At 35.1% G+C, this 12,597-nt stretch carries 16 protein-coding genes; all 16 read right to left on the bottom strand.

Going from position 1 to position 12,597, the window contains the following annotated elements; all coding sequences use genetic code 11:
- Nucleotides 1-3: 3 nt before the first annotated feature.
- The 16 genes from BMX40_RS11020 to BMX40_RS11090 all read right to left on the bottom strand — a co-directional run bounded on the left by BMX40_RS11020 (nt 4) and on the right by BMX40_RS11090 (nt 12,591).
- Nucleotides 4-444 carry a DUF86 domain-containing protein gene (locus BMX40_RS11020; protein ID WP_090869821.1) on the bottom strand — a complete coding sequence of 147 codons (441 nt, stop codon included), beginning with the start codon at nt 442-444 and terminating at the stop codon, nt 4-6.
- A gap of 166 nt (nt 445-610) precedes the next feature.
- Entirely contained in the window at nt 611-922 is a 312-nt protein-coding gene (locus BMX40_RS11025; RefSeq protein ID WP_090869823.1) for a GRAM domain-containing protein, read from the bottom strand.
- The gene (locus BMX40_RS20260; RefSeq protein WP_170840760.1) at nt 923-1,078 is read right to left on the bottom strand and encodes a hypothetical protein; all 156 of its coding nucleotides are present in this window, start codon (nt 1,076-1,078) and stop codon (nt 923-925) included.
- Between the two features lie 70 nt (nt 1,079-1,148).
- A complete protein-coding gene (locus tag BMX40_RS11030) occupies nt 1,149-1,649 on the bottom strand; it encodes a hypothetical protein (protein WP_090869825.1) in 501 nt (166 codons plus the stop codon).
- A 25-nt stretch (nt 1,650-1,674) separates the two neighbouring features.
- A complete protein-coding gene (locus BMX40_RS11035; RefSeq protein WP_090869827.1) occupies nt 1,675-2,469 on the bottom strand; it encodes a hypothetical protein in 795 nt (264 codons plus the stop codon).
- The gene (locus BMX40_RS11040) at nt 2,466-2,870 is read right to left on the bottom strand and encodes a hypothetical protein (RefSeq protein WP_090869829.1); all 405 of its coding nucleotides are present in this window, start codon (nt 2,868-2,870) and stop codon (nt 2,466-2,468) included. The genes BMX40_RS11035 and BMX40_RS11040 overlap by 4 nt, the downstream gene beginning before the upstream one ends.
- Entirely contained in the window at nt 2,854-3,585 is a 732-nt protein-coding gene (locus BMX40_RS11045; RefSeq protein ID WP_090869830.1) for a hypothetical protein, read from the bottom strand. Before BMX40_RS11045 ends, BMX40_RS11040 begins: the two co-directional genes overlap by 17 nt.
- Nucleotides 3,569-4,165 (bottom strand): hypothetical protein, encoded by a 597-nt coding sequence (locus tag BMX40_RS11050; protein WP_090869832.1) that lies wholly within the window; start codon nt 4,163-4,165, stop codon nt 3,569-3,571. The genes BMX40_RS11045 and BMX40_RS11050 overlap by 17 nt, the downstream gene beginning before the upstream one ends.
- A gap of 51 nt (nt 4,166-4,216) precedes the next feature.
- Nucleotides 4,217-5,056 carry a hypothetical protein gene (locus tag BMX40_RS11055; protein WP_090869834.1) on the bottom strand — a complete coding sequence of 280 codons (840 nt, stop codon included), beginning with the start codon at nt 5,054-5,056 and terminating at the stop codon, nt 4,217-4,219.
- Between the two features lie 78 nt (nt 5,057-5,134).
- The gene (locus BMX40_RS11060; RefSeq protein WP_090869836.1) at nt 5,135-6,457 is read right to left on the bottom strand and encodes a hypothetical protein; all 1,323 of its coding nucleotides are present in this window, start codon (nt 6,455-6,457) and stop codon (nt 5,135-5,137) included.
- Between the two features lie 32 nt (nt 6,458-6,489).
- The gene (locus tag BMX40_RS11065) at nt 6,490-7,914 is read right to left on the bottom strand and encodes a VWA domain-containing protein (protein ID WP_090869838.1); all 1,425 of its coding nucleotides are present in this window, start codon (nt 7,912-7,914) and stop codon (nt 6,490-6,492) included.
- A 51-nt stretch (nt 7,915-7,965) separates the two neighbouring features.
- Nucleotides 7,966-8,184 carry a Flp family type IVb pilin gene (locus tag BMX40_RS11070; protein ID WP_090869840.1) on the bottom strand — a complete coding sequence of 73 codons (219 nt, stop codon included), beginning with the start codon at nt 8,182-8,184 and terminating at the stop codon, nt 7,966-7,968.
- Between the two features lie 28 nt (nt 8,185-8,212).
- Nucleotides 8,213-9,148 carry a type II secretion system F family protein gene (locus BMX40_RS11075; RefSeq protein ID WP_090869841.1) on the bottom strand — a complete coding sequence of 312 codons (936 nt, stop codon included), beginning with the start codon at nt 9,146-9,148 and terminating at the stop codon, nt 8,213-8,215.
- 6 nt (nt 9,149-9,154) lie between these two features.
- Nucleotides 9,155-10,084 (bottom strand): type II secretion system F family protein, encoded by a 930-nt coding sequence (locus tag BMX40_RS11080; RefSeq protein WP_090869843.1) that lies wholly within the window; start codon nt 10,082-10,084, stop codon nt 9,155-9,157.
- Nucleotides 10,056-11,423: a TadA family conjugal transfer-associated ATPase gene (locus tag BMX40_RS11085; RefSeq protein WP_090869845.1), complete on the bottom strand. Its 1,368-nt coding sequence runs from the start codon at nt 11,421-11,423 to the stop codon at nt 10,056-10,058. The genes BMX40_RS11080 and BMX40_RS11085 overlap by 29 nt, the downstream gene beginning before the upstream one ends.
- A gap of 31 nt (nt 11,424-11,454) precedes the next feature.
- Nucleotides 11,455-12,591, bottom strand: a complete 1,137-nt coding sequence (locus BMX40_RS11090) for a CpaE/TadZ family protein (protein ID WP_090869847.1) — start codon at nt 12,589-12,591, stop codon at nt 11,455-11,457.
- Nucleotides 12,592-12,597: the final 6 nt, after the last annotated feature.

Genomic DNA, 12,597 nt, shown 5'->3' on the forward strand with positions numbered 1-12,597 from the left:
CCTTCATTGGTTATTTGAAAATGCATTCGCTACTCCAAGTTCAGTTTCTAAATAGGATCGAATATGTGAGCTAAATTCTGCTAGCATTTCCTTATTATCCATCAATTTCTCTTCAATTGTATCAAGCTCGACATCAGTATAATTCGTTACAAGAGTTTTTCGCAATCCAATAACTTCTTTGTAGCTACTTATTTCCGAAGCTGGCAATACACGCTCATCTACTAATATATCGATAATGTCCTCATAGCTCCCAGGGTCACGCATGATAAATCCGTCAATCATCATATTACCAACATCAATAATCGATTCAATTAGAACTTGTGCCATGCGCTCTAGTGCTAATTTTTCTACAAACGAACGATTCGGTTGCTTTTTTAATTCATCTAATATTTTTTCCATATATAATAGGATTTGCTCTATTTTATTTCGATCTACAAAGTACATATCTGTTTCACTCCAATTATACGATTAAATCTCCCTTAATTTTACCATATAATGATGCAGGAATGAACCACACACAAACATATGCGAACTAAAATTCCTTAAACAGAATGAAAAATTCTACTAAAATAAAAAGACCTTTAAAAGGCCTTTTATTAACTAATCTTGTTTAATTTTGGATAGCAGTCTCTATGTAATCCATTATTTTTTGTCGTTTATTTACGACAAAGTGATGTACGTTTCCATTGTTCAAAGTTACAATTAAAACATTTGGTATCAAACCTAATGATTTTGACTTTTCAACATTAGAAATTTGCTCCAACGGAAATTCCAAAGGTTCTTTTTGAATATTAATTGCGTGTGGTTTAAAATAAACACGTCGATTTGTAATTGTTATTTTTCCACCTACAGCTTCTTTCCCTCTTTTCAAATTTGCTGCTGCAGTTAACTGAATACTTTCATTCTCTACTAAATCAACCATTTAATTGCTCTCCTTCTCTCTAATCGTATGTAAATGATTTCTTCTCATCACTGGTAAAGCGAATCCAATTACAACCGCTGTTAATGGAAAACTTCCATCTAGAGCTAGCCATTCAAACACAGTTACGGGAACAAAAATTCCATAGATCACAATCATTAGAATGAAATAAAACCTGTGCCACTTCTTTTCTTTACTTGAAATTTGTAAAACCTCCTATCAATACTGCTTACTCTTCATCCATAAATTCAACGTCATACTCATCGGCTAATTCTGCCAATCTGTCTTCGGCTTTTTGGCTTTTTTCCATCGCTTCTGTGTATTTAGCATCAGATTCTTCTACAAGTTTATTAATCTGTTCTTTAGAAGCCATATCAACTGTTTTTTCCAAAGCCTCATATTGTAACTCTACTGAGGATGCAAATGCTTCAATTTGTTCCATTCGTAAATCATGAAATTCCTTCACTGCCTCTGTCTCAACCTCTTGTGAATTCATAAAATCTTTAATTTCATTTACAAGTGGCATAACTTCATTTTTTTGAATTTCCAATGCTTCTTCAGGTGTCTCTACATTCATCGATTTAAATACTGCTTGATCCACAAGTTCAGCCTTTTCATTAATAACATCTATGTAATTATTGTGATACTCTACTAGTTCATCAGTCTCGGGTGAACTACAGGCAACTAATGTCATTAGTATAAACAGACATAAAACAAATAACTTTTTCATTTGAAAACCTCCCAAATTTCTAAAATCACTCATCTTCCAACTCTATCGGTGTATTTCTATTCCATATATAATTAATAAAACCAATTTCCGGTCCAGCCGACTCCTGATAAATCTTTTCTTGGATTCCCTCCAATATTCCATTGTAAGAAGTAGACTCCATTTCATTCGCTGACTTAATAAAAATCCGATTATCTTGAATATCTAATTTTGCTCCTTCAAGCTCACCATTATTCTGCTCGATGGTAGCAATTGCTGCTTGAATAACAGCATTATCGATGCTCCCAACTAACAGGTCTTCAAGCGCCTCCTGAACTGGTCCGCCACTAGTTAATGCATTTTCTAAAACTTGATCCAATGCCTCTAAATCCAACTCATTTAATGTCCAATCAGGGAGCGAACCAATTAACCCATCTCTTCGTTCTGCAACCTTATCATCAAACTGGTCAAAAAACTCATAAATTTCTAGTTCCTCTAAATACTCATCATAGAGTTCATCATACTCTTCCATAGCTTCTTCATATGCTTCCATTAATTCATCGTAATTTTCTGCATCCTCATCTGGTGGAGTAGGTTCTGTTGGTTCAACGGGTTCAGTATAGCTAGTTCCCTCAATCATATCTCTAACTTCTTCATAAAATACACTTGTAGCTGTAAGGCTAGCCTGTGAAGAAGTCATATCAGATTTCTCCTTTGTTGCTAAAACAGAACCTAAGTTAGCCACAACCAGAAACAAAACCATGATGATACTTAGCATACCTAATACAAATAAAGCAACATTCCCATTCTCGCTATGAATTACATCATCCCTCACCTGTTTCATTCGATCACCCTACTGTATGTAGTCGCATGATAATCAATACTTGGTGTCGTGCCTCCGAAGAGATTTACCGGTAGAACGACTAAATTTATATTGGCAGCAATTTCTATTGTAAATTCCTTATCACTGCTGGATGGCTCAGTTACATAAGAACTAAATGATAAATGATCTCCAGTAGTATCAAGTATTTTCTGAGCTGCAGCACGTGCTTCATCCTTATCTTTCGTAATGGAATAAACCGAAGCATATTCGTTTACAGCAGATTGTGTGACAACAACTCCATGAATTCCTAAAATAAATTGCCAAAGTACAACTAATAATAGTAAAGCGACAGGAATTATACCTAAAAATTCTATGGTAGCACTACCTTGCTCATCTTTAGTAACTTTATTTAGCAAATTCATTATGGAGCTCCTCCATTTTTTCAAACTCTAGCACCTCTAAACTTTCTCTCCATTTAATCATGTAGGAGGTGATTAGCATAATCACGAAAGGAAAGATTAATAGATTTAAGACAATCTGTGTAATGATCTGTGCTGCTAAGGAATTGGTAATATTAAGTAACTGAAATGTTACGAATAACCCAATAAATATTTCAATAAATCCAGTAATAAATAGAATGAAAATGATCTTAATTATTTTCTTTTTACCTAAACGCGTTCCTTCTTTTACGGATTTCCATACGGACTTCCCATCAAATGTACTAATATATGGTACTGGAAAGAATATGGCTAACAGGATTATCCCGGGTAGTAAAAAGAGCATGAAACCTATTGTTGTCAGAACAGAAAGAATACAAGCAAATAAAAATATAGAAAAACCGTTCGCGAAGAAAAAATAAACAGAATTTTTCAAGCTATGTTCATGACCTTCGTGTTCATTATGAACAAAACGAATATAAGGAACCTGAGCATATAAAAATAATAAAATAGTTAAAAGGCCATAATAAATATCTGCAGCTGAATGGTTCGGCAAATACCGTGGTGTAATTGCGTAAATATAATTAGTGGCAAATGAATGGATAAGTAACAACGGTAAAGTTGTCACCAACATCAAAAGAAAAACTTTTTCAAACCTACCTGTAAATATTTCCCACGTATATTTAAATGGCTTTTCCATAATACTCTCCTTTGGCTACGGAAATCGTAGCTTCCCTTTTACTTCGTCGATTAACTTCTCTAAATCTCCCGCGAAATTTTTCCAACTCTTCATCGATGAAGTAACCCCTTTTCGACGTTTCATTATGTAAATCCATAGCTTCATAATAAGAATTAACCAAATTTTCCTGTAAATCTATTACATTAGATACAACTTTAAGTGCTCGTTCATAAATGACTTGATGTTCCTGACTAAATACATTTGCACCTACAATATCCTCTAAATAATCCCTATACTCATAGAAAAAAGAAAATTTAATTTTAGCCCTTTCCCCTCCAGTGTATTTAATGTTATGAACCGTGACTGCATGTTGAACTAATGGAGAAAGTGCCATTTCATGTTCATATCTATCATCTGTATCTGGTGAAATAATGGCATGACCTTTAATGTTGTCACCACTTTTATTACTAAAATACGCCAGATAAAATACATGATCATTAAAAAGGTAAGCAACACGATTAATTGTATAGCTCTCTAAAAAATTCTTGTGTTTCTTTGCCAACTTAATTAATCTTTTCTCATCTACTACTACTTTTTTCAAACTTACCATCCTTTATTAAACATATTTAACTCCTGACTCCCCTCATAAAAGCTAAGGATATCTAAGTTTACTTTTGGAATCATGGATTAACTTTTCCAAGTTATTGGCAAATTTGGCCCTCACTGCTTCGTAATGTTTTTCCTTCGTGTAATTAGATTCGTCTAGATCAATTCCTTCCATTAGTGCTTGCAATCCTTTTTTGATATCTTTTTCTGAAGCTTCGGTTGTCAGTTCCCTTAATGTATTTTTATCCGTAAACTTTTCAAATTGCTTTACATTGGGATCATTTCTATTTTCATAGATTACATCAAAATCAGCTCGGTAATTGTATCTATCCTTCCCTTGCTCGTATTGAATTTGTTCTAATATCGGGATGTAGCTTTTTAACTTTTCCAATTCTTCATCGACGAAATAACCTCTTTTTAACGTTTCGTTATGTAAATCCATTGCCTCATAATAAAGCCTAACTAATTCATCTTGTAAGGTAATCATATTAGAGATAACCTTAAATGCCCTTTCATAGACTACTTGTAGGTCCTGACTTAAAATATTAGCTTGAACTACATTTTCTAAGTAATCTCTAACCTCATAAAAAATAGCATAATTAACCTTCGCTCGATCACCACCGTGATATTTAATATTATGAACTGTTGCAGCATGTTCCAGTAAAGGTGCATGGGCACTTTGATATTCCGAAATATCATCAGAATCTGGTGATATTACGGCATCACCTTTTATGTCCTGGCCACTTTTATCACTAAAATAAGCTAAATAAAATACATGGTCATTAAAGAGATAAGCAACTCGGTTAATCGAATAGCTTTCTAGAAATTTTTTATGTTTTTTAGCTAATTTAATTAGTTGCTTTTCATTTATTTCAATCTTCTTCAAACATATCATCCTTTTTGAATATAACTTAGAACTTCATTTATGATACTACATAATAGAATAGGTTATAAACCTATCCTATTATGAGAACCACCCTTTTACTGTGTTCCACCCTTTTTTAATAGCGTTACCAGCTTTCTTCGCTTTTGATTTAATGCCATCCCAGTTCTTGGCAACGATATTAACACCTTTAGAAACAACCCACACTCCTGCTCCTACAGCAACCATGCCCGCTCCAACTGCCTGACCACCTGGTATGAATGAGGCAACTGCCCCAGAGTTCATAAGAAATTCACCAAGGTTTTCACCAGATTTAGCTACAGCCGCAGTTTTTTCAGCACCAGATGCATCACTTTGTAGTGTTTTATAGGAATCTACAAAACTATCAACTGTTTTAAAGGATGATGTTACGGTACCGATCGCCGCAGTAGCAAGATTAAATTTTGAAAGAGCCCCCATCTTACCTGCTGCATTCGTAATTGTATCGCCATAGCTACGTAAATTTCCTGCAGTATTACTTAAACTCGACCAGTTTGTAGCTGCTTTAAAATCATTATAAGCACTTATTCCATCCAATGATTTTGTAGTAAGATCATAGGCATCAAAAAAGCCACTATCTCCATAACCGATTCGAAAGCTGTTGAAGAGCAAATCGGTAAAATATCTACCGGCACCATACCCTGGAGGATTTAACCCTTTATCGAGAGCGACAGAATAATTAATTCCATCGTTTAACCAGTTTACTGATCCGTTGACGACATCTTTTAGAACATATTCTGCTGTTTTAAATCCTGTTGAGTCATAAAAACGACTTGGGGCTTCGTATCCATTTGAACCAGCTGAAAATTCTGTGTTATTACCTTGAAAATATGGATTATTCCAGGCATTTCCTAGATAAGGATTTCCGTTAAAGCCTTGGTCCTGCCACGGATTACCTTGATAAGGGTTTCCAGCATATGGACTTCCTGAATAAGGGTTCCCATTCCAACCTTGATTCAGCCAGGGATTTCCTGCATATGGACTTCCATTCCAACCTTGATCTAACCATGGATTTCCTGCATATGGATTCCCATTCCAACCTTGATTTAACCACGGATTTCCTGCATATGGGTTCCCATTCCACCCTTGGTCTAACCACGGATTTCCTGTATACGGATCTCCATTCCAACCTTCTAAATACCATGGTTCACTAGTCCAACTATCACCTTCCGTCTCATTTCCAGACCAAGGATCACCTGACCATTCTAAATCACTACCATCCCAAGGGTCTCCCGTCCATGGATTGCCTGACCAAGGATCACCTGACCATGATTCCACAGCATAAACAGTTGGGGTCAACACTGGCATAAAGGTAATGATAAAAATTGCAATAACAGCAAATATTCTTTTGAAAAGTATGTTCATCTGTTCACCTCCGTTCTTCCCAAGACAAACCTTTAATTAGTGGTTTCATCTTTAAATCTATTATTGATAGATTCCTTCATTTCTTCTAAATTTTCTGCGCTAATATCCCTTAACTGCTCTTCCACATCTTTTTTTGCAGACCTTACAACGTCTATTACTTCGTCACGTTTCGTGTAAAATTTCTTTCTTTGTTGAAAAGAGATGATCCCTTCATCATCAAAAATTCTTGTTAATCGAGACAAATTATTGTACATTAATGTATCTTTTTGTCCCCATTCATTCGTAAATCTAGTAATATCAAAACTGTTTTGAACGCGTATATTATTTACGTCCTTTAATGCATCTTCTTTCCACTCTTCCCATGCTTCTAAAACTTCTTCTGCGCGTTTAAACTCATCTTCTAATTCATTTTGATTATTCGCTGCAGAAAAAATTCCTCCAGACACATCAGCCATTTCCTTTAATTGTGCATGTGCTTCATCATCTACATTAAAACCAATAATGTTCATTATAGGTTTTGCATTGGAGTCAGAAAGTGATTTTGCTACTTGTACTGGATCACCGTCACAAGTCTCCACCCCATCACTTACAACATAAATCAAATTTGTATGGTTTTCTGTGTCATACTCAGCTAACGCCTCTTCTGCTTTTTTTAAAGCTTCTGCTAATGGTGTCCAACCTGCTGGTTTTATTTGATCCAGTTCCTCTTGAAAGGAATCTTCCTCATAAGGTGCATATCCATATACCTGTTCTATTGCTTCACAAGAAAGCTCTTTATCATCACTTGAACTCGTTCCTTTATGACCATAAACTCGAAATGACACGTTTGCCTCTTCTGGTACTTGATCCATAAAATCTTGAATAGTTTCTTTTGCAATTTGCATCATGGTCTTATCTCCAATGTACGCTGCCATACTACCACTCGCATCTAACAACACTTCAATATTATAATTTTCCTTAAAGTGAAACCTTGTATCTGGTAAATCTGGGTCACCATAAGAACCAAATTCCCATTTTTTTATCGTATCTTGTGGGTCAGGGAAATCTTCTGCTACAAGTGAGTACAAATAGTTAAAATACGTATCTAACTCTTGGTCAGTAGCATCCTCAGATAAAGGTTCTAACTTTTGAACTTCGGTAATCACTTCATCAACAATACTTTCGTCTCTTATGTCAATAGATGTAAATTTCCCTTCCTTTTGGTGGATAACTTCTAATGTATTGCTAGGAATACTACTAACATCTTTCAATAATTCCACAGAAGAAGATTCTACATCTTGATCTTCTGCTTCCCCTTTATCAAGGGCGCTTTCATCGATATCATCTTCCTTTTTTTCTATTTCCTCTGTATCAGTTTGTTGTGAGTCATCACTACTAGTATCCTCATCTTCTTTACAACCTGCTAAGAATAGTACGACCGTAATTGAGAATAAAATGACAAAAAATCTACTTTTCATATACAATCTCCTATTTTTAAGATCTAAAATTAAATCAGATTAAAATAACTATTATTCTCCTGATCCAATATTTTCTATAAATTCATCAAATTTTTCTTTAATAGAAGTTCCGATCCCCTCGTCATTAAACGCTTGCGAAACAATTCCAACCAATATAACAATAACCGCTGCAATTCCCAACCATTCTAAGGTCTGAGATCCTCTTTCTTCCTTCTTCCACGCGGTTAATTGATTCATCATCTTGACATAAAAACCATTCATTAATTTCATTCTTTTTTCCTCCTAAATTTGTTTTAATTTAAAAAAGATTTAAAATACTATTATCACCCATCAACATGTTCATGATCATTAAGCCTGCAATCATTAATATGGAAACAGGTGCAATTAAAAACGTTGTCACTAGTGTCACCTTTGGAGAAGCCTTGGCCGCAAGTTCTTTTACCTGCTCCTCCCGCATTTGTCTCATATCCTCTGATTGAACTTTAAACGTTGTTGCAATTGGAACCCCTAAATTCATCCCTTGAATTAGTGCCTTGATGAGTGATTGGAACTCGGGATTGTCATTTCTATTCAACAAATCACGATACGCCTTTTCTCTCGGAACACCAAGATCTATCTCCTGATTAAATCGTGAGAACTCCTCCCGTATTGGTCCATCAAAGTGGCGAATCACCTCCCGTAATGCGTGATCTAAACTAACCCCCGCCTGTACGCTAGTACTGACTGTATCTAAAAAATCAGGTAGATCCTTTCGAATGTTATCCTGCCTTTTCTTTACCTCCCGCTTAATTAATATTATGGGAAGAAAATATCCTAACAAAGGACCGAAAGCTAAAAAGTACTGAGAAAAAGGAAAGCCAATAATCAGTGCTAACATAGCGATGAAAAAACCAAGAATAAATAGAAATATCTTTAAACCTTGAAATCGTTTAACGGTTAGTTTTAGTGGATTACCAGATTTTCGTAGCCAAGCATCTACATCATGATTTTCACTAAAGAAATTAATTCGCATTCCTAAATCAGAAAAATCATCTGCATATTTCGTGATTTGCTGAAATAACGCTGCACGCCTGTTCTTTTGCTTTTCTTTCTTCTCATACGGATCAATGTCCGTAACTTCAGAAATATGATATATTCGAACTCTTTTCGCTTGTAAAAAGCTCCAAAAATGTTTTAAACATATAACTGCACTAAACCAGAAAGCTATAATTGCTAAAATAATAAGAGCATCCATTTTACATTACACCTTTATATCCGTAATTTTTCGTATAATAAGGAAAGACAGTACAATTGTTGCTAAAAACAAAATCAACATGAAAATACCTATTCCAGACCATAATGGCTCAATGAAGCCATCAATTACATTGTTCATAATTAATAACAAAAAGATAGGCAATATTGGGACAATAAATGATATATATTTTTGCTCCGATGTCATTGTTTTAATTGATTGTGCTAATAGTTTTCGATCTTCAAATGTATTTGCCATGGTTTCGAATGTTAATGCTAAATTTCCACCCGTTTTTTTCTGAATTAATAAAGTAGCAATAAACAAGTTAAAGTCCCGTGATTTATTCCGTTTCTGAACAGCACGCAAGGTCGCCTCTAATGAAACACCTAACTTTAATTCATTTGAAATTCGTTTAAATTGCTCTCCAGCGGGAGCATTTACTTCTCTTGCGACTATATCAATCCCCTGATTAACCGTTAACCCTGACCGAGACGCATTAGCTAGTATTCTACAAACCTCTGACAATTGCTCATTAAAGCGCATCTCATAATTATTTTTACGGATATAGAATAAGAGGTAATGAGAAACAAATACGATAGCTAATGAAAGCAGAAAACTTATTCGAATCGGCATATTAAATATCGAAAAAAACAGAACGAATAATATTAAATAACCAACGAATATGACACCAATGTACTCAGAGGGCAGTAGTTTCAAATTTGCATTTTGTAGCTTATTTCTTAAATTAGAAGAACTTTTCTGTTCATCAAAACGTTCTCCTAATTTACTGATAAAACTTTTCCTTTCCTCTGCTGGATACCATTCTTTTACTTTATGTATCCATTCCTTTTTGTCATTTCGGTAGCCGAGATAAAAATAGATACTTGTTAACAGTGAAAGTACTGCAAGGCTATATAGAATGGCTACGGTGGAACTCATCTAGCATCTCTCCCTTTGGCTCAAAGAACAACGAATCAAATGTATGCCCAAATACTTGTAATTGATTTAAACACCTTGGTACTACACCTGTTGGAGTAAAATAACCCTGGATCTTACCGTTTGCATCTACACTTGTTCGTTTAAAACGAAAAATATCACGGATTTCAATCCTATTTTCCTCATTAACTGAAACCTCCGCTATATTTATGATTTTTCTCGTACCATCGGTTAACCGCTGCACTTGAACAATATAATCAAGTGCGCCAACAATATATTCACGAATAATGTGGGTAGGTAAATTCATTCCTGCCATTACAACCATACCTTCAACACGATTGATCGCGTCTGTTGGGGTATTTGCATGGACAGTAGTTAAAGATCCTTCGTGACCAGTGTTCATAGCTTGAAGCATATCAAAAGCTTCTGGACCACGCACCTCACCAACAATAATCCGGTCCGGCCGCATACGTAATGAATTTTTAACAAGCTGGCGAATAGAAATTTCCCCTTCCCCTTCTACATTTGGCGGACGTGCTTCCATCCCAACAACATTGTTACGTTCTAGTTTTAGTTCTGCCGAATCTTCTATTGTAATTAATCTTTCACCCAAGGGAATTTCTTTGGCAAGTGCATTTAATAATGTCGTTTTTCCACTTCCAGTTCCTCCAGAAATTAGGATGTTTAGCTTCGTATTAACTAAAGCTTGTAAAAACTTCTCCATTTTTTCTGTAAACGTGCCATACTGTCTCAAATCTTTCATTACAAATGGATCTTTTCTAAATTTACGAATAGATAATACTGTCCCACCCAAACTTACTGGTGATATAACAGCATTAACACGACTTCCGTCAGGTAATCTGGCATCGACCATAGGTGAACTTTCATCAATTCTTCTTCCTAATGGTGCTACTACTCGGTCTACAATATGTCGAACATGAGCCTCATCCTTGAACGAAATATCCACCTGCTCTAATTGACCATTTTTTTCGATATAGATTTCCTTTGGTCCATTCACCAGTATTTCTGTTATCGAATCATCATGAAGTAACGATTCTAATGGTCCAAATCCAACACTTTCATCAATTAACCTGGAGAGTAATGATTCTTTATCATGTCTAGGAATGACAACTTTTTCTTCACTCATAAATTGGTTAATGATTCTTTCAATTTTTAACCTTTTGTCTGATTCCGGGAGATTTGTTAATTGTTCTAAGTTGACTTCGGTTAATAATCTAGATTTATAATGCTCCACCAGATTATCAATGTAGGTGTTTGTTACAGAGAAGTCCGTTTGATAGGTCTCTTTCTTATCTTTATTACCCTTTTGGAACAGCGCCATCGATACACCACCCTTCAATAAATTACTCAGTTTACTTCAACATGGAGCGAACCCATTTTTGTATATCTTTAGCTACTGGTGGTAACTTTTTTTCCTTCAATTCTTTTCGTAATGGTTGACCTTGATTTAAAAATGATTGGACTCCTTTTAAATCTCTTCTAACTTTAGCTACTGTTGGGTAGGTTACAAATCGCTCTAAGTCCTTTTGATTCAATTCATTCTCTTTCCCGGAAAAATTGATAACTAATTCCATTCTTTCATCAAGGACCAGACCCAATTGTTTAAACAGGTTTTCAACATTCTTCAGCACTCGAATTGCGATCGTATCATAGCTCATTGTGTAATAAATTCGCTCTGATTCCTCTAAGGCTGTGAATACTCTTTCATCCATCCAGGATGGCAGATCGACCACAATAAAGTCATATGTTCGTTTGCTTGCCCGAATCATTCGTAGGATAAAATCATCATCAATTCGCTCTGCCATTTCTGTATCCCTTGGACTGACAAGAACTTCTAGCCCCGAGTATTCCTCTTTTTCAGCAATATTTCGAATATGGTGTTCACTTAACTCGTTAATAACTGGCAAAAGATCAATAATAGATCGATTACTATCTAGTGCTAAGAAAGTTTCAGATCCACCATATTGCAAATTTAAGTCAATATAGAGAACTTTTGCAGTTGATTCTAATTTTAATGTTTGTGCAAACGCAGTACTTATTAATGATTTGCCTGATCCACCTTTTCCACTATAGAAGGTAAATACTTTACCTCCACCCCGCTTAAACCCTTCGGCAGTTCCATGACCTTCATCTTGAACGAGTTTCGTTTCGGTTACTTCTTTAATTCGTTCAGATAATATCCACTCCTCATCTGGAAAGACAAGATAATCCATTATCCCTAGCCTGTTTAAATCCCTAAGCAAATCAAAATTTTGAACATCACTAATATAGACCAAATAGGCATTCGGATTTTCAGCTAATATATATTGCGCTAAATCAAGTACTGACTCATTTTCTGTTTTTAATATGAGTACGATTTTGACAACATACTTTTTCACATCTTCTGGTTGAATACGTTGTAACTGATAATGTTGATCAAGTTGTTGTTGAACAGATGAATACAACTCTTCATTGTTACCAATTACAAACAATTCCTGTACTTTTTTCATTTAGCT

Origin of the sequence: Oceanobacillus limi (assembly GCF_900111445.1) — a bacterium.
GTDB classification, from domain to species: Bacteria; Bacillota; Bacilli; order Bacillales; family Amphibacillaceae; genus Ornithinibacillus; species Ornithinibacillus limi.

Bases quoted from the DNA above. Each gene is read 5' to 3' on its own strand.
- BMX40_RS11080 (WP_090869843.1), bottom strand. From the start codon at position 10,084: ATGAGTTCCACCGTAGCCATTCTATATAGCCTTGCAGTACTTTCACTG.
- BMX40_RS11075 (WP_090869841.1), bottom strand. From the start codon at position 9,148: ATGGATGCTCTTATTATTTTAGCAATTATAGCTTTCTGGTTTAGTGCA.
- BMX40_RS20260 (WP_170840760.1), bottom strand. From the start codon at position 1,078: ATGATTGTGATCTATGGAATTTTTGTTCCCGTAACTGTGTTTGAATGG.
- BMX40_RS11090 (WP_090869847.1), bottom strand. From the start codon at position 12,591: ATGAAAAAAGTACAGGAATTGTTTGTAATTGGTAACAATGAAGAGTTG.
- BMX40_RS11035 (WP_090869827.1), bottom strand. From the start codon at position 2,469: ATGAAACAGGTGAGGGATGATGTAATTCATAGCGAGAATGGGAATGTT.
- BMX40_RS11030 (WP_090869825.1), bottom strand. From the start codon at position 1,649: ATGAAAAAGTTATTTGTTTTATGTCTGTTTATACTAATGACATTAGTT.
- BMX40_RS11065 (WP_090869838.1), bottom strand. From the start codon at position 7,914: ATGAAAAGTAGATTTTTTGTCATTTTATTCTCAATTACGGTCGTACTA.
- BMX40_RS11045 (WP_090869830.1), bottom strand. From the start codon at position 3,585: ATGGAAAAGCCATTTAAATATACGTGGGAAATATTTACAGGTAGGTTT.
- BMX40_RS11085 (WP_090869845.1), bottom strand. From the start codon at position 11,423: ATGGCGCTGTTCCAAAAGGGTAATAAAGATAAGAAAGAGACCTATCAA.
- BMX40_RS11060 (WP_090869836.1), bottom strand. From the start codon at position 6,457: ATGAACATACTTTTCAAAAGAATATTTGCTGTTATTGCAATTTTTATC.
- BMX40_RS11070 (WP_090869840.1), bottom strand. From the start codon at position 8,184: ATGAAATTAATGAATGGTTTTTATGTCAAGATGATGAATCAATTAACC.
- BMX40_RS11040 (WP_090869829.1), bottom strand. From the start codon at position 2,870: ATGAATTTGCTAAATAAAGTTACTAAAGATGAGCAAGGTAGTGCTACC.
- BMX40_RS11025 (WP_090869823.1), bottom strand. From the start codon at position 922: ATGGTTGATTTAGTAGAGAATGAAAGTATTCAGTTAACTGCAGCAGCA.
- BMX40_RS11020 (WP_090869821.1), bottom strand. From the start codon at position 444: ATGTACTTTGTAGATCGAAATAAAATAGAGCAAATCCTATTATATATG.